Consider the following 17,454-nt stretch of genomic DNA (forward strand, 5'->3'; position numbering starts at 1 on the left):
ACGTATAAATCGTTTATGAACTGTAGACCACTTACCATATTTCTCAGGCAATGACCTCCATTTTGCACCATTCCGAGCCATCCACATTATACCTTCTACAAAAAGCCGGTTGTCTGATCCCCTCCGACCAGGATCCCCCGACTTACCTGGTAAGCAATCTTTAATCCTGTTCCATTCATCATCTGTAAGCATAAAACCACCATGTCATTTCTATCGCAGATTATACACAATCATCAATGTCGACAGAACCTAGATAATTCCAAAATATACATAATCATTTTGGATAAAAGCTCTCCCTAATGTCAAGTTGTCCAGTAATTATCCATTTGCTATAATGTGCAAATAAATGTCATATTGGGCTTTAGTTTATGCGTACTTATGTGCTCGAAGTTGGAAAAAGGCTTGGCTACTTCAAAGAAAAAGCCAACGGGGTTTGCCATGGCTTTTCCGTACGCTGGCTGGAAGCTTGCTTAGCTGGTGAAAAAGATGAAGAAAAATTTTCAGCACGCATTGAAAAGGTAGGAAAATATTACCAACTTGGCGAGGCATTTCCGGAAAAAATTGCTGCGTTAAAAAAGAAGATCATAGCTTCAAAGAAACCGCCCACTGAAGGAGATTTAAACCAGGAAGAACAGGAAATTTTCGATATTCTGGCTTTCTACGAGAGCCTTGCTCTATACCATCAACCTGCTAATTATCCATCGCTTACAGAAGGTTTGGTGCAAGGAGAAATAGAACAAATTTCTCCAATTGCTGCCTCTGATTCCATCCTTAAAAAAGGTGGCTTGCAACAGGTTTACTCGCAAGCGGTGATACTCTCCAGCACTGAAATGGCAAAATATTTCGACGAAATGGCAGCTTTTCTTGATAAGAATCTAAATCCCGAACAAACAGTCGGCTTCATGCTGGGGAATTACAATCATGCCATCGCACTCACCTATAAAACAGGAGAAGGTTGGACATTCATGGATATTAACCAATATCCACCTCAAGCTGTAAAAAATGACACAGATTTGTTGACTGACCATATAAGGCTTGCTTTTGATTTTTCATACCATACACCTTTTAATGTAAAGCTATTCACTACAGGTGATCATGCGAACCTCGCACAATTTAAGGGACAATTTGCTGCGTTTAAATCCGCACATAACCTCAGCGCGGAAATGATTCAGCGAACAGGAGCCGATGCAATTGATTTAGCTTATATCGCTGCCCAAGATGGAGATACCGATACTCTCTTAAAGCTTGGTGAGGCAGGGGCGAACTTCAATAAAACCTATGGGAAGTATAAAAAAAATCTTGCCTGGCTAGCTGCCGAGAAGGGCCATACAAAAGCTCTGAAAATACTTGCCGATCATAAGGTAGATTTGCATAAGGCCAATGTTAATGGTAGGACTCCCATGCATGCCGCTGCTTTAAATGGTAAATGCGAAGCCATTAGAATACTGCAGCAACAAGGAGTTCCTATTAATATAAGAGATAAAGATGGATTAACACCTGCCCATATAGCCGCTTTCGGTGAGCACGATAAAGCTCTGGATACCCTTAAGCAATTAGGGGCGGATTTAAATGAACCCGATGCATCCGGCATGACCCCGCTTCATTATGCAGCATGGGGGAACCAAGAGCACCTTGTAGTTAAATTATTAAATGATGAACAGATAGACCGCGATAAAAAGAGTAATAATGGTCGTCACGCCATCCACTATGCAGCTGATGTGGGCAGCGAAACTATCTTGGACCTTTTTAAAGAAAAAGGAGTGGATTTATTGCTTGAGGATGATAATGGGCGAACCATTGCCCATATTCTTGCCGGTAAAGGCCATAAAGAATTGATTGAAAAATTCATGGCTCAGGGGATTGATTTTAATAAGAAAGATAAAAATGGTTTGACACCTCTGTACCATGCAGCCCTAGACGGACAACTTGAAGTAATTGAATTTCTCGCGGCTAAAGGAGTCGATTTAAATGCAGAGGATAGCCTGGGACAAAACATAGCTAATATGGCCGCCCTAACTAACCAGGCGCACCTCATACCTGCATTGGCGGCTAAAGGTGTCAATATGACAAAAAAAGATAAGGGTGGCAATACGCCTCTTGTCTGGGCGGCGTATCATGGTTCAAAAGAAACCTTCCTGGAACTTGTTAAATATGAAGTGGTAAGCAATGACACATACCTTTTTGCCATTCTTCAGGATCAACCAACGATTGTTGAAACGCTCCTTGAGTTAAATATAAATTTTAAAGATAAAGCATGGCGATTTAGTTCAGAAAATCAGTTAAGAGAATTTATTGCCCCCCCCTTAACCCCTGGGGAAGCCATCCCACCAAAAATAGAGGCAAGAATTAAGACATTCCTGGAGCAAAAAGCCAATAAAGAAAACATCCCCATCTCTCCCTACGAGCTTGCCTTCCTTGCAGGAAAAGATGAGATTGTGCAATTATTCAACCGGCAAGACCCTAAAACTACGGAGCTGTTAACGAGCTTGCAAGCTTTAAGAAAATACGGCGAAACCATTAAAAACAAAAATAAAGAAAATAAAAAGCAAGAGCAAGAAAAAGGCATGCAAAATGCTACCGATAAAAATACCCTGGAAGGGGAAAAAGCCATGGCAGCCGCCGATGCACTGGAAAACCTTGCCTGCCTTTATTTCGCGGCGAAAAATGCCCCCAATCCAGATGACAAAGCCATAGAAACAATCCAAAACAGCTTTAAACAACAACTGGCGCAAACTTATCAAGACTTAAGCACCCACCGGGCCCGCTGGAAACCCTTCCTTGCCAACATCCTCATCGCAGCCACAGGCATCGGCCTTTTGGTTATCGTGGGCAAGCTCTTAATCACTGGCAGCGCATTCTTTGCTGAAACCAGGCGCCAAAAAATGGTCGGGCAAGTGGCAGGCGAGTTTGATAAATTGCTCAATACCAAACCTATGTAGCATTAATCTACCTATCTACTATTCCTTTCGCTCTAATAAATCCTCAATCTATTGATTGGACCATGGCTTCTTATTAAGAAAAACATACCTTGTGCTTGCGTAACTCTACATGGAATGATAGGAAATCAGTTATAACTCTAGTACGACGTTTCACTGAATCTGTCCTGTGAAAATGAAAGTCTGCTAACTTTCCGTTGAGCAGGGAATGCCTGAATAGACGCGTTGCAGATAAAAGTATGCTCATTCACGAAATAGTTGAGTGGCATAAAAACAGAGACGCTAAGGAGGCGGCTATCGATTGGCAGTTTACAACCGAAGACGCCATGATTAAATTGAAAAGGCTGTTTCCAGTTTTGCAACCAACAGGACAGATTGAGTGCAGCGTCGTACTAAATTGGCTTTTTAAAAGCCTGCCTGATATGGTATGGATATAACAACTGCTATTTACAGCGGGGTTGGCAATGAAAAAAGGGATTTTAAATCATTCTATTATTCATCTTTTATTAGAACACGAAAGAGAGCATGCAGAAAAAATCTATTTAAGACAGCCCCGCGAAGGTTGCTGGCATGAGTTTACCTGGGCGCAAGTAATGCACCAAGCCCGCCAGGTGGCTTCGTTTTTACACTCTTTAGGACTTAAAAAGGGTGCACACGTCTCAATTTTATCAAAAAATTGTGCTGAATGGTTTATTGCCGATTTCGGAGTGAGTTTAGCCGGGATGGTCAATATCCCACTTTTTGCCAATCAACATGCATCGAGCATTCAATACGTTTTAAACCATGGGGAAGTGGAGCTGGTTTTCCTTGGCAAGCTTGATAATCATGCGCACATGCGAAGTTCCATCCCTGAGCATGTGCGCACCATAAGTTTTGATTATCACCCCGACATGCAAACTACCTATCAATGGGCTGCTGTTTTGGCAAGCGAGCCATTGCAGGAAGTTATTTTGCCTAAGGCTTGCGATTTATTCACCATTATCTACTCGTCTGGCACTTCCGGCACGCCCAAGGGCGCCATGTATACCCACGAGGCAATTGCCAATTATCTTAACATCTTTTCGACTGATATTCGGCGCATGATTGATTTGCCCTATTATCACCTTTTATCGTATTTACCCTTAGCACATGTATATGAGCGTTCGGCGATTCAATTGGGGAGTTTGGCAATTCCAAGCGATGTGTCATTTGTTGAGAGCCTCGATGCCTTTGCGGAAAATTTACGTACGGTAAAACCCAATATTTTTGCTGCAGTGCCGCGGATTTGGGATGTGTTTCAGCACAAAATTGAACAAAAAATTTCACCGCAATTGCTCAATATTTTATTAAAACTCCCAATAATTTCTGGTTTGATTAAAAAGAAAATAAAACAGCAATTGGGTTTGGAAAACAGTCAGGCAAACATCTCCGGAGCGGCGCATTTGCCTGTTTCTATTTTGAGGTTTTTTGACAAAATAAATATTCCTATCCAGGAAGGTTATGGTCAGACAGAAAATTTTGCTTATGCGACGCTATCCCTACTAAATGAGCGCAAACCTGGATTTGTAGGTACACCAAGACTTCAGGTAGAAATTAAATATGGCGAAAATAATGAGTTGATTATGAAGTCCCCTTGTCTTATGCGTGGATATTATAAAGACGAAGAAGCAACTGCAGAGGCGTTTACTGCGGATGGCTGGCTGCGTACCGGTGATATTGTCGAAATTGATGCTCAAAACCGTGTGAAAATTTTAGGACGTGTGTCGGAGAATTTTAAAAATTTAAAAGGTGAATTCATAGCTCCAACTCCCATTGAAAAAGAATTTTTTGAACCCGAGTTAATTGAGAATGTGTGTCTGGTAGGCCGTGAGTTGGCTCGAAATGTATTATTAGTCAGCTTGACTAACGAGGGCCGCCGCAAACCGCATGAAGAAATTAAAGAATACTTGCAGGTACGTTTGCATGCCACCAATCAAACGTTAAAAAGCTATGAAAAAATCAGTCATATTTTAATCGTCAAGGAACCCTGGACACCTGAAAACAATTTATTAACGCCTACTTTGAAGGTGAGGCGGCGGCAAGTTGAAGCGCATTACCATGCGTTTATTCAACAAGCGGTTACCGATCATCATCTTATTGTGTGGGAATAATTTCGCATTTAAAGGCAGAGCTGGAGCAGAAGGTTAAAAGTAAACCCCCAACAGTGTAAGAATTGAACCCTGGGGTTCAGGTGGGATGCATTCGTGCCGGATCAGGCTTCCCATACATTGTGGTATAGCACAACACAGGCAACAGAACACGCCCCTAACAATGTGCTTATCGGTTCAAAAATCTTACTGTTGGGTTAATTAACAGTATATCATTTTATTAAAACATTTGTCTAAAAAAGCAAGTTTAAGCTTACAAAATGTTAGGCAGGCTGGCAAGGCAGCCCCGTAGACTGTAACAAGTTAAAACCATCTGCATTGGCTGTTTCTTGAATAGCATGCAGTTTCTTAGCGGAATCGGTATGATATAAAAAGAAAAAATTCCTGTTTTGCCTGACGTTTACCACCCCTTTGACGATTACTAACAAGCCGAAACTGCAAATTGCCAGGGCTAAATTCCCTAAAAACTCCCCCCAACCGCGATGTTTGCTTAACTCAGCACTCGCATGGTCCAAGGCTAGATTGCAATCTTTTTTAAATTCAGATGCAGCGCACCCGCCGTTTAATATATGCTGGTTATAAGCTTCTTTTAAATTTTTAAGAAGCGTTTCAGCCGCATGGACTGCTTTAAGTTCATTTCTTTGTTGCAAATCCTTTATTTTATCCTCAAGAATTACAAAATGTTGTTCAAAATTTTCTTTTGCTTTCTGGTATGCAAGATATTTTGATTGAGGGAGTAGCGGAACATTCTTATTAGCATGGTCGATTTGTTGCTTAAATTCAGTACGTTGATGTTGCTGAGGGGTAAATTTATCAGCCACATAGATTTTGTCTTGTTTGAACTCTTGCTCACCGTTCGCCAGATATCCCATCTTCTTCACAGTTGCTCGGTAATCATTATCAATTATCCCGCATCCAGTGATAGTTGCTATTTGTTGCAATGCCTGCACATCGCCAGCATATTTGCTAATGATTAAGCTAACATTTTTAGGCATTAATTCTGGATATTGTGTAAAAAATTCACTGACGCTTTTTAAAATAGAATCTTTATCATCATAAAAATGAAAGCGAATGTCTTCATTGGGGTTTTCTTGAGCAATTTTATGCATTTGGGCATAAAGGATGCTGACTTTTGTTTCATCAAACAGCCAGTCGGCGTGTTCTCCTTCATAGGCCTCGGTATATGCCTCGATGGCGCGGTTAAAAGAGGTTCCTGCCGGCAAATTTCCATAAATATCCGCCAGCAAAAAAGTATCCAAATCCAGGCCTAAAAAGATACAAATTTTTTCCAGGGCCGGGAAACAGGAGCCTTTTCCCCATGCATTCCCTATATCAATTGTATAAGATTGCCTATTTGAACCTACAAAGGCTATAGTTTTTGAAAATGTTTTCTTTAATTCCAATAAATGATCGCGAAGAAATGGAATGTTATGATGGATTACATTTTTATTCCCGGATGTACAGAAGTCTTGATGAAATAAGCAACCATCAAAATCAAGGGAGAAAACACCAATGGGCATAGCGACAGACTAAACAATGAAAATGATTGACGATTTTAACAAAAAAAACTTAAGTAAATATTAAATTAGAAAAAAGCACGATGAACATCTTCAAAAAATTAATCCATTTAGAGTCTAATGCTTCTGCATTTGGTTTCCGTTGGGAATCGGCTGAGCAGATTTTAGCGCAGATTCAGAGTGAATGTGCTGAGATAAACGAATTGCTGCCACCAAGCGAGGAGAGGAATTTATTTAAATTAGAGGAAGAGATTGGTGATCTTTTACATGCTGTATTTTCTTTGTGTTTGTTTTGCCAATTCGATCCCAAAAGCACCTTGGCAGCTGCCTTGAACAAATTTGAAAAACGGTTGCAAGAGGTTAAACAAATTGCTCATGAGCAAGGCTTGGTAAGTTTGCAGGGAAAAGCATCAGAAGAATTGTTGTCAATCTGGACAAAGGCTAAGGCGCGGGCGGGTTGTTCTGATTAGGGTTACGGGAGTCTATCAAGGTTAATAGGGTGCTTAAGTGATCAGCTTCCAAAGCTGGTTTATCCCAGCGAATACGATGGATGCGTGGGAAGCGTAAAGCAACTCCAGATTTATGTCGTGAAGAAAAGTTCACCGCATCAAAGGCAATTTCGAAGACCAATTCTTTACTCACTTCAAGCACTGGTCCGAATCTTTGCATAATGTGAGCACGAATCCATTTATCCAATTGATACAATTCTTCATCCGTGAATCCAAAATAAGCTTTGCCAATAGGCAGTAATTTGTCATCACTCCATAAACCAAACGTGTAATCTGAATAATAGGATGAACGTTTACCATGGCCGCGTTGTGCATACATCAATACGGCGTCTAATAAAAAAGGCTCGCGCTTCCACTTATACCAATGACCTTTAGGACGACCCGGAATATAAGGACTGTTTTTTCTTTTAAGCATGAGACCTTCAATATGGGGGCGTTTTAAGGCATTGCTTCTGATTTGCGCCAGCGTATCTTGCTCCCGAAAAGAAATCATTTCGGATAGCCACATGTTTGCCGGATGGTGTTTAGCGAACCAGGCTTCCAGGCAAGCACGCCGTTTCACAAACGGCAAAGTGTCCAAAGGAGTTCCCTCAGAGGATAAGATATCAAACAAGATGACCCCAGCAGGATATTTTTCAAGAATTTTGTTATCAGGCTTTTTGCGGTTCAAGCGTTGCTGTAGTTCATTAAAACTGCCGATTTCAGCCGGGGAGCCTACAATAAGTTCTCCATCTAAGATGACGGTGGTGTTAATTGCCTGCAGCACATCGGGAAATGCAGTATTAATATTATCACCTGTTCTTGAAAAAAGTGCTTTCCCTTGCTCATTGCATACGATTTGTATACGAATGCCGTCATATTTTGGTTCTATTAAAAAATCATCGGGCGTAATCTGTGGGTGGTCTTTTTCTTGCAGGGGGTGGGAAAGCATTACCGGATGAAAAAATAAGGATTGTGTAATTACAGGATGCGAATTTTTCCCATCCAGCCAAGATAAAAGTTCCGTATAAGGAGGGTTAATTCCATGCCAAAGTTTTTCAATTTGTTTGACATCTACTTGCCCATATTCCGCCAATGTTTTTTTAACGAAACGTGCAGAAATTCCTATCCTTAAACTGCCGGTACCAAGTTTCAACAGGGCCCAGCGCTCAGTAGGGTTGCTGCGATTCAGCAATTGAATCAAATAATCCGGGATTTTATTCTCTGGCAATTGATTAAAAGTATGAATGACTTCTGATAGGGGTGGTAATTCAGCTTGTTCCTGCAAAGATGCAGGCCATAATAATGCAAGTGTGTCTGATAAATCGCCCACGTAATCATAAGACAGATTAAATAAAAAAGGGTCGATGCGCTCATGAATGGCATCTCTTATAATCGATCGTTTAAACGTAGGGAATTCCAGAGCATTGGCTAGAATAGCCAGTGCATAGCCACGTTCTGGATCAGGCGTAGCAGCCAGATAGTTTTTTAGTAAATTAAGCTTGGCCAAATTACCATAAGTAAAATAAAGAGCATTGAGTAATTGCGCAAATCTTTTCATAACGATTCGCCCTCATCGGCAAAGCCCAGTAAATTTAATGGTAAAGCAGAATAACCATGTTGGCGGGCATAATAGACTAATCCATCTTCCTGCCCGTGCGTTACCCAAAGGCTTAAGGGATTTATTTCGCGAATTGTTTCGGTAAGCTCTGTCCAATCGGCATGATCAGAAATTACCAGCGGCAGTTCAATACGACCCTGTTTGGCGCGTGCTCGGATTTGCATCCAGCCGGTTGCATTGGCTATGCGGATTTTCCCCAATTTCCGCGTCCAGCGGCTATGCAAGGCGCTGGGCGGACATAGAGCTATTTTCCCGCTTAATTCTTGTTTATTTGCATCGGTAATGCCGCGCCATTCGCCTAATTTGATGCCGAAATTTTCATAAAGAGTACAAAATTTTGAGAGAGAATTGTGCAAATAAATGGGTGCATCATATGCCATCATGCGTAAGGTTTTAATGATTCGTTGGCATTTTCCTAATGGATAAACTCCCACTAAATGACAAAAATCCGGGAAGATAAGCAGGGATTCAAGCAACTTAGCAAGCTCGCTTTCAATTGGTGGATGTTTAAAGATAGGCAAGCCAAAAGTAGCTTCGGTCACAAATACATCACACGTTTCGCTCTTGAATGGGGTGCAGGTAGGATCCAATCTGCGCTTGTAATCTCCTGAAATAATAATTTTATGCTCATTGTGTTCAATGGCAATTTGCGCACTGCCTAAAACGTGTCCTGCCGGAATCAAACGTATGGATGTTTGCTTCATGGGTAGAGGTGCTTCATAAGGTAAAGGCAGCCATTTTTCTGTACTTTCCTTGCCATAGCGTAATTGCATAATAGCGATTGTTTCCGGGGTAGCAATGACTTGTCCATGGCCTGCACGCGCATGATCCGTATGTCCATGCGTAATGATGGCAACAGGGACTGCTTGAAATGGATCAATGTAGAAGTTGCCGGGAATGCAATACAATCCTTCTTCTTTTATGGCCAGACATTTATGTATCCATTGCATATGTTTCTCTCAAAGAAGCGTGCCAAGATTTAAATTGGTTTCTTTAATTAAAGTTTATGCAAGGTTCTTAGCGTAATCGAATAGCGCAGATTTTTTACAGCGGTAATGGAATGTTGCCATTGGGTACGTGCGATATTTGATAAAACGTAAGCCGAGCGTGGGTGAAGTTCTTTTTTTAAAACTGTTTTATGGTCTGATGTGGCTCTGAGTTTTATCGTGCAGGCGCTACCTAATGAAACACCTACAATTTTGGCAAACACAGGAGCGTCAAGATGCCAGCCGATGCCTGCACCAGATGGGTAATTTGAAATTAAAATTTCTGCTATTTCCCTGAAAGTAACGCCTAAAATACCTGCTGTTTTATCCATTAAATCATGTAGATACGGAGGAGGAGGGAACGTGGGATTTACCTGGCGTGTCGCATATGCATAGTTTAAGCCGAAATGTACCACTTTACGCCTGGCGGTTTGGCCATGCATTCTTACTTCTTGCCAATTTAATCGCTTGAATTCATCCAGTAAGATTTTTTCTTCTGCAGATGAAATAAAGGCAGGAAAATAACTAAATCCTGGGGGAAATTCTCCCGTCTGTATGCTCTGGTTTGACATCAGATTTATTTTGTTTTTCTATAATATTTTAAAAAATTAACGGCCAGTAGTTCCAAGAGATAGGTTTTAAGGCTCATATTTTTCAAATTTTTACCACCTGCAACTTTATTGCCAAAAATGCGGGTTAAAATAATTTGCATGATTTTTAAGCGCAGATAGCTAACTAAGAGTCTATATAACATTGTTTTTTCTTCCTAATATCAAAATAAAAATAAACTCAGCCATGTCCAATAGCAAAAACCACCGCAAGGGTGGTTTTGCTGTGGCTGAATAAACCAAAAAAGTTCATTCGGCCTACACTTTAACTATAGAAAATAAACTCAATTTTGTCAAAAAATACACAAATGTGGCTAATAGATTTTTTTACCCATTTGCATTTAATCTTTCACCAAGGTCTTTAAAGAAAATTAGAAATTAAAATAAGTTATAATTTAGTAATCTGATTAGGGAATAATGGGATGGCTACAGTCAGTGAATGGTGGATGTGGCTAGGCTTTCTGGCCTTTGTGGCTATAATGCTCACAATTGATTTGTTTTTATTAGGCGGGCGAAAGGCGCACCGTATTTCCACAAAAGAAGCTTTATTGTGGACTTTTCTATGGTTTGCCTTAGCGCTCTTTTTTAATTTAATGTTATGGTGGTATCTTACCCTCACTTCCAGTACACAAATCGCTAATGAAAAAGCACTGGAATTCCTCACCGGCTATCTTATCGAAAAATCTTTATCCATCGATAATATTTTCGTGATTCTTATGATTTTTAATTATTTTTCCATTCCTGCAGAATATCAGCGCCGGGTTTTAATCTATGGAGTATTAGGCGCTATCGTCATGCGTTTAATCCTTATTGTGTTGGGCATCTGGCTGGTTAATCAATTTCACTGGATTCTTTATCTTTTTGGAATATTGATGCTAACCACCGGGATTAAAATGTTTATTTTTGCAGAGCAAGAACCGGAGCTTGCAAAAAATCCTGTGCTGCTTTGGATGCGAAAGCATATGCGCATTACGGATACCTTGCAGACTGAGCGATTTTTTGTTTTCCGAAATCATCTTTTGTATGCTACGCCTTTGTTTTTGGTCTTGGTGCTGATTGAAATAAGCGATCTTATTTTTGCCGTGGATAGTATCCCTGCCATTTTTGCCATAACAAACGACCCGTTTATTGTTTTTACTTCAAACATTTTTGCAATACTTGGCTTACGGGCGCTGTATTTTCTACTTGCCAACATGCACAATCGCTTTCATTTGCTCAAATATGGTCTTGCCTTTATTTTAATTTTTGTTGGAGTAAAAATGCTTATTGCCGACTGGGTTAAAATCCCGGTATTCATCGCTTTAGGCATTGTGTTGTGCACGCTGGTTTTTTGCATCTTGCTTAGCATGTATCAAACATCCCGGCTCAGAAGAAAGAATAACTCATAGCACAAGTTGTTTTATTCTATACTAAAAGAACAACATTAATACATGGGAAAACTAATGGTTTTTAAAAGGATGTTGATCACCACTGATTTTTCCAGACATGCCGCTTATGCACTTAAGCGAGCAATTCAGGTTGCAGAGCATGCTCAGGCGGAACTAACTTGTTTGCATGTAATTAATCAAGGCTGGCTAAGTGATCTGACAAAGAAAGAAAACCCTGAAATTCCAATACTCATTAAAAAAGCAGAACTTGCTCATGCCGAAGCAATGCGAAATATCGTTGCTCGGTATCCAGTAAATTTTTTGGTGTTGGTGGGGCGGGTACCTGAACGGATTAATCAATATATTCATGAGCATGCTATTGAGCTTGTTTTTATGGGAGCGCATGGCACTTATTACCTTAATGATTACATCTTAGGCACCAATGCAGAATCAGTCGTCAATCAAGTTAAAATTCCAGTGCAATTGATAAAAAAAGAACCCTCTTTTTCTTACCAGCGTATTTTAGTGACCACTGATTTTTCCGAGGTTAGCAAGAAGGCAACTGAAACAGCTTATCAGCTTTATCCACATGCAGAATTTTTAATGCTGCATGTGGCTGACGTGTGGTATGGAAAATACCTTGATGATACGAAGCATCACCAGCATTTTGACGATGAAATGAGTCAAGCCTTAGTGGATAGATTAAAACATTCTTTGGCAGAGTGCGCTGTGGATCACAGCCGTTTCTCCACGAAATTTATCAGCGGTTATCCTGCCGATGACATTGCAAAGTATGCAGCCACCTGGGATGCTCAACTGGTGGTTTTAGGTACCCGGGGACGTTCTTTGTTGCATTATATTTTGCTGGGCAGAGTGACCAATCGGCTTTTACGGATCATTAATACCGACATGTTGGTTATACCGTTTTAGAATAGTCGGAATGATTGCGCTGGATACTTAAACGCAATTGTTTCTCGATTTCAAGAATAGCAAAGAAGATTGCGCCTAAGGCAATGATGAGCGCCCCGGCAAAAATCGGAACCGGTTCGGTAACAAAAGCTTTCTGTAAAATAGGCAGGTAAGTAATAGCCAATTGAGCCAGGAGGATGATCGAAACGCAAAGCCATACAATTTTTGTGCCTTTTACAGCTTTCCAGGTTAATGAAGTGCCATGCATATTGCGGATAAAAAATAAATGGAAAATTTCCATAACCACTACCATATTAAGCGCCATGGTGCGTGCCAGCTCAAGAGGATACCCTTGCCCCAGGGCATAAAAAAATATGGTAAATACGCAGCAGATAAAAAGGATGGAAACCAGAATAATATGCCATACTAAAACAGCGCTTAGCAGCGGCTCGTTACGCGCTCGCGGTGGCCGAAACATGGTATTTTCTTCTGTCGGTTCGAAAGCCAAGGCAATGCCAAGCGTGATGGTAGTGATTAGATTAATCCACAAAATTTGAATGGGAGTTATCGGCAGGTTCATGCCGAATAGCAATGCCAGGATCACAATTATTGCTTCACCCGCATTGGTAGGCAAAGTCCAGCTGATGACTTTTTTCAGATTATCATAAACTGTGCGCCCTTCACGCACGGCAGAAACAATGGAAGCAAAATTATCATCTACCAATACTAAATCAGCCGCTTCTCTGGCTACTTCACTGCCTTTTTTACCCATGGCGATACCAGCATCCGCACGCTTGAGCGCCGGCGCATCATTCACGCCATCGCCAGTCATAGCGACAATCATGCCGTGGGATTGCAATGCCATAACCAGCTGCAGTTTATGTTCAGGGCTCGTGCGCGCAAAAATATCAACTTTTAATGCCGAATCTGCAAGCGATGCATCGGACATTTTATCCAGCTCGGCGCCCGTCAACACGTTTCTGATATTTTTTAGCCCTATTTGCTGGCCAATGGCAAGGGCAGTACTGGCATGATCACCCGTAATCATTTTAACTTGGATGCCGGCTCTATGACACTCAGCAACTGCGGCGATGGCTTCCGGACGTGGCGGGTCTATCAGTCCAACCATACCCAGTAATGTTAAGCCTGTGTTGACTTCGGCAAATTCAAGCACCGTATGTTCGGCTTTGATTCCTTTTACAGCAAAAGCCAGCACACGCTGCCCTTTGGCTGCAGTTTTTTCTAATTGCTCTTGCCAGTAGGCCTCATTTAATGGCTCTTCTTTACCCGTGTCGCTCTGTTGTGTTATACACATGCTTAAGATTTGTTCGGGAGCTCCTTTGACAAAAATAAAAGCATGTTGTAAATGATTGTGATGCAATGTGCTCATGAACCGGTGCTTGGCATCGAAAGGAATTGTGTCAGTACGTGGCCAGATGTTCCTTATCTCCTGCAGGCCAACACCTGCTTTTGCCGCAAACGTTAATAACGCTCCTTCCATTGGATCGCCTTCTACCGTCCAATTGCCGGCGTGTTCGCGAAGTACAGCATCGTTACAAAGCGCTGCTGCCCATGCTATCTGCAGCAGCACTGAATGAATACCGCAGTCTATGGTTTGTTCTCTTAATTTAATGGCTCCCGCTGGCTCATAACCTGAACCTTCCACGCTAAAGACGGACTTGCAGGTCACCACAGAAGCCACAGCCATTTCATTAAGAGTTAATGTGCCGGTTTTATCCGTGCAAATAACAGATACAGCCCCTAAGGTTTCAATGGCGGGTAGACGGCGCACAATCGCATGACGGGCAGCCATTGCTTGTACGCCAATGGCAAGCGTAATGGAGAGGACTGCAGGAATTCCCTCGGGAATGGCTGAAACAGATAAACTTACCACAATCATGAATAACTCGCTGAAATCATGACGTTGAATAAAATAACCATAAGTTAGTAGCAAGATGGCAAACAGCAAAATCATGGTTGTGAGCCATTTGGCAAATAACCCTATCTGCATGACCAAGGGAGTAGTAAGTGTTTCTATACTTGATAACAAGCCGCTGATGCGCCCAAGTTCAGTAGCTTGTCCGGTTGCGACAACCACACCTCTAGCCTGGCCATTGGTCACAAATGTACCGCTAAAGGCCATGCAAAACCGATCGCCAAGCGGGGTATTGGCACTAACTGGATTTATATTTTTTTCAATTGGAATGGATTCACCAGTGAGAATGGCTTCCTGAATGGTTAATCCATGAGTTTTTAGCAAGCGTAAATCAGCAGGCACCTTATCGCCAGCTTCCAGTAAAACAACATCACCTGGGACAAGTGATTCTCCTGTGATGCTGCGGCGTTGTCCTTCCCGCAGCACTGTGGCAGTGGGGGATAACATCTTCCGAATGGCCCCTATGGATTTTTCTGCTTTCCCCTCCTGGACAAATCCTATCAAAGCATTAACAAGTATTACCGCTAAAATGACCAAAGTATCAATTAAATGGTGCATCATGGCAGTGATGATCGCTGCACCCAGGAGTAAATAAATTAGAATGTTATGAAATTGCATAAGAAAACGGCGCAATGCCCCTCGTTTTTTAAGTTCTTTCAAGCGATTGGGGCCATAGATACGCAATCTTTCCTGAGCTTCTTTATCTTTTAAACCCATGGAAGTTGTTTCTAATGCTGTCAGTGTGGCTTCTGCTTCTATCGCATGCCAGATAGCATGTTTGCTGTTCTCTGGGCTCTCCATGGTTGCCGCTCTCATTTATCAGTAGGCTTTAATAGGGGAGACAAAGCCCTGAGGTTTTAAAGCCAGTAGCGAACAATCAATTTTTTGCAAAATATTTTCTGCAGTATTGCCAATGAAAAAACCTGAAATGCCGGTACGGGCTACCGTACCCATGATCAAAACATCAATTTTTTTCTCCGTAATAAATGCAGGAATAAGATTTTCGGGGCGTCCTTTCAAGTGTTCAATGCGACAGGTGCTGCTAATTTTTGATTGCTTAATGAGCACTTGCAGGGCTCGGGCATGTGAGATTTTTTCTTCCGCAATCACTGCATCCAAATCGGCATTGGATATGGCGGCCGACAGGTTATTGCGCAAGTAATTTTCGAGCGCAAAATCCCAGCAGGAAATAATGGTTAAGTTCCCCTCATAATGTTTTGCCAGCAACTGAGAAATATCCAATAATCTTAAGGCCAAATCTTGTCCTGCGGTTTCTTGTTCACTGGCATCAATTGCTACGGCAATACGGGTTTTATGAGACTCCTGTTTAAAAGGGCGATATAAAAATAACGCGCAAGGGCATTTGCGCAATAATTCCATATCAAGTGCCTTAAATCCCTTGTTGCTTTCATTGGTTTCTACCTCTTTTACCACGAGATCATAGTTATTGCGCAGCACATGTCGAATAATGCGGACAGCCGGAGTATTCCCACATTCAAGTTCAATATGCACCGGTATTTTATTTTTCGAAATGTGGAGGTTTGTTTTGGCAGCCTTAATGGTTTTTTGCATTCGTTCAAGCAAAGATTCTTCATAAGACGCGCGGTATTCCTTAAGAGTATCTGGAAAAGGAGGGCAGGTAATCAATACGTCCAGTTGTGCCTGATTGGCACAAGCAAGTTTGATTGCTTGCCCGATTGCCTGAGTTTCATCCCTAACGCCATGGCTTACAAATAAGATGTGGTGAAATGATGGCATGCTTCCCTCCTTGGTGGCATGTGATTTACTTTACTTTCTATTTTTATTTGCCTCTATAATTAATATTAGCCTTTCACCCAATGAATAAAATAAATGGAACATAAAAAATGAAGCAAGGACAGACTATGAAGGCACTTGTTTATCGAGGCCCTGGTAAAAAAGAGTTGGTAAATTGCCCAAAGCCGAATTTGACGGATGCAAATGATGCTTTGGTAAAGGTAATTAAAACGACTATTTGCGGGACTGATCTGCACATTCTTAAAGGAGATGTACCCAGTTGTACTCCAGGGCGCATCCTGGGACATGAAGGCGTGGGAATTATTGAAGATGTAGGTGCTGGCGTTATCAATTTGCAAAAAGGGGATCGCGTATTGATCTCATGCATTTCCGCATGCAGTAAGTGCCCGTATTGCCGGAAGGGTATGTATTCCCATTGCACGCAGGGTGGCTGGATGCTTGGGAATACGGTGGATGGAACTCAAGCAGAATACGTACGCATCCCTCATGCCGACACCAGCCTTTATAAAATTCCTTCCAGCTTGGCGGACGAAAGCCTGGTTATGTTGAGCGATATTTTACCTACCGGATTTGAGTGTGGTGTGCTTAACGGCAAAATACAGCCAGGCCAATCCGTGGCGATAGTGGGTGCAGGTCCCATTGGTTTAGCGGCTTTATTAACGGCACAATTTTATTCACCAAGTGAATTGATCTTAATCGACATCGATGCGCATCGCCTTGAGACGGCTAAAAAGTTGGGCGCTACTAAAACCATTAACAGCAGCCTTAGTGATGCAACTCAAAAAGTCATGGAATTGACTGGCGGCGTGGGCGTAGATACTGCTATTGAAGCAGTGGGTATCCCTGCCACTTTTGTGCTTTGCCAAGACATCGTTGCACCGGGCGGGGTGATTGCCAATATAGGTGTACATGGCGTTAAAGCGGATCTGCATTTAGAACGGCTGTGGTCACATAACATTACGATTACCACCCGGCTAGTCGATACTTTTTCTACTCCCATGCTATTAAAAACCATGCAATCCGGGGTCATCGATCCAGCCATGCTCATCAGTCACCGCTTTAAATTTGATGAAATTGTAGAAGCCTATGAAACATTTAGTAATGCCGCTACTTCCAAAGCGTTAAAAGTGATTATTGAAATGTAAGACTTAAGAATAACTAACAAGTGATGAGGCAGCGTTCCA

13 protein-coding genes are annotated in these 17,454 nt (G+C 41.8%); 6 read left to right on the top strand and 7 right to left on the bottom strand.

What is annotated here, in order from left to right; all coding sequences use genetic code 11:
- On the bottom strand, positions 1-192 hold a 192-nt coding region (locus tag ELY11_RS07215), incomplete at its 3' end, for a transposase (protein ID WP_148110516.1).
- Positions 193-368: 176 nt separating this feature from the next.
- Between ELY11_RS07215 and ELY11_RS07220 the strand changes: the two genes are divergently transcribed.
- Entirely contained in the window at positions 369-2,939 is a 2,571-nt protein-coding gene (locus ELY11_RS07220) for an ankyrin repeat domain-containing protein (RefSeq protein ID WP_126954161.1), read from the top strand.
- A 461-nt stretch (positions 2,940-3,400) separates the two neighbouring features.
- Complete coding sequence (locus ELY11_RS07225) at positions 3,401-5,065, top strand: AMP-binding protein (RefSeq protein ID WP_126954160.1); 1,665 nt, start codon at positions 3,401-3,403, stop codon at positions 5,063-5,065.
- A gap of 260 nt (positions 5,066-5,325) precedes the next feature.
- Here ELY11_RS07225 and ELY11_RS07230 read toward each other — a convergent pair whose 3' ends face one another.
- On the bottom strand, positions 5,326-6,582 hold the full coding sequence (locus tag ELY11_RS07230) for a hypothetical protein (RefSeq protein WP_126954159.1): 1,257 nt from the start codon (positions 6,580-6,582) through the stop codon (positions 5,326-5,328).
- Between the two features lie 80 nt (positions 6,583-6,662).
- Here ELY11_RS07230 and ELY11_RS07235 point away from each other — a divergent pair, with 80 nt between their 5' ends.
- Positions 6,663-7,049: a MazG nucleotide pyrophosphohydrolase domain-containing protein gene (locus ELY11_RS07235; RefSeq protein ID WP_126954158.1), complete on the top strand. Its 387-nt coding sequence runs from the start codon at positions 6,663-6,665 to the stop codon at positions 7,047-7,049.
- Here ELY11_RS07235 and ELY11_RS07240 read toward each other — a convergent pair.
- The 3 genes from ELY11_RS07240 to ELY11_RS07250 are packed head-to-tail and all read right to left on the bottom strand — an operon-like array spanning position 7,021 to position 10,246.
- Complete coding sequence (locus ELY11_RS07240; protein WP_126954157.1) at positions 7,021-8,628, bottom strand: cisplatin damage response ATP-dependent DNA ligase; 1,608 nt, start codon at positions 8,626-8,628, stop codon at positions 7,021-7,023. The two genes, ELY11_RS07235 and ELY11_RS07240, sit on opposite strands and share 29 nt — an antisense overlap.
- Positions 8,625-9,638, bottom strand: coding sequence for a ligase-associated DNA damage response exonuclease (locus ELY11_RS07245; protein WP_126954156.1), 1,014 nt, complete (start codon positions 9,636-9,638; stop codon positions 8,625-8,627). The genes ELY11_RS07240 and ELY11_RS07245 overlap by 4 nt, the downstream gene beginning before the upstream one ends.
- Positions 9,639-9,685: 47 nt before the next feature.
- A complete protein-coding gene (locus ELY11_RS07250; protein WP_126954155.1) occupies positions 9,686-10,246 on the bottom strand; it encodes an alpha-ketoglutarate-dependent dioxygenase AlkB in 561 nt (186 codons plus the stop codon).
- Positions 10,247-10,704: 458 nt separating this feature from the next.
- Here ELY11_RS07250 and ELY11_RS07255 point away from each other — a divergent pair, with 458 nt between their 5' ends.
- Both ELY11_RS07255 and ELY11_RS07260 read left to right on the top strand, forming a co-directional pair.
- Positions 10,705-11,670 (top strand): TerC family protein, encoded by a 966-nt coding sequence (locus ELY11_RS07255; RefSeq protein WP_126954154.1) that lies wholly within the window; start codon positions 10,705-10,707, stop codon positions 11,668-11,670.
- A 54-nt stretch (positions 11,671-11,724) separates the two neighbouring features.
- Positions 11,725-12,579 (top strand): universal stress protein, encoded by an 855-nt coding sequence (locus tag ELY11_RS07260; protein ID WP_158614983.1) that lies wholly within the window; start codon positions 11,725-11,727, stop codon positions 12,577-12,579.
- On the opposite strand, the gene ELY11_RS07265 is transcribed toward ELY11_RS07260, so the two are convergent.
- Complete coding sequence (locus ELY11_RS07265; protein ID WP_126954152.1) at positions 12,566-15,295, bottom strand: cation-transporting P-type ATPase; 2,730 nt, start codon at positions 15,293-15,295, stop codon at positions 12,566-12,568. The two genes, ELY11_RS07260 and ELY11_RS07265, sit on opposite strands and share 14 nt — an antisense overlap.
- A gap of 18 nt (positions 15,296-15,313) precedes the next feature.
- Positions 15,314-16,252 carry a universal stress protein gene (locus tag ELY11_RS07270; protein WP_126954151.1) on the bottom strand — a complete coding sequence of 313 codons (939 nt, stop codon included), beginning with the start codon at positions 16,250-16,252 and terminating at the stop codon, positions 15,314-15,316.
- A gap of 107 nt (positions 16,253-16,359) precedes the next feature.
- Between ELY11_RS07270 and ELY11_RS07275 the strand changes: the two genes are divergently transcribed.
- Positions 16,360-17,415: a zinc-dependent alcohol dehydrogenase family protein gene (locus ELY11_RS07275; protein WP_233579727.1), complete on the top strand. Its 1,056-nt coding sequence runs from the start codon at positions 16,360-16,362 to the stop codon at positions 17,413-17,415.
- Positions 17,416-17,454: the final 39 nt, after the last annotated feature.

It is taken from the genome of Legionella septentrionalis, assembly GCF_003989745.1.
GTDB lineage: Bacteria > Pseudomonadota > Gammaproteobacteria > Legionellales > Legionellaceae > Legionella_A > Legionella_A septentrionalis.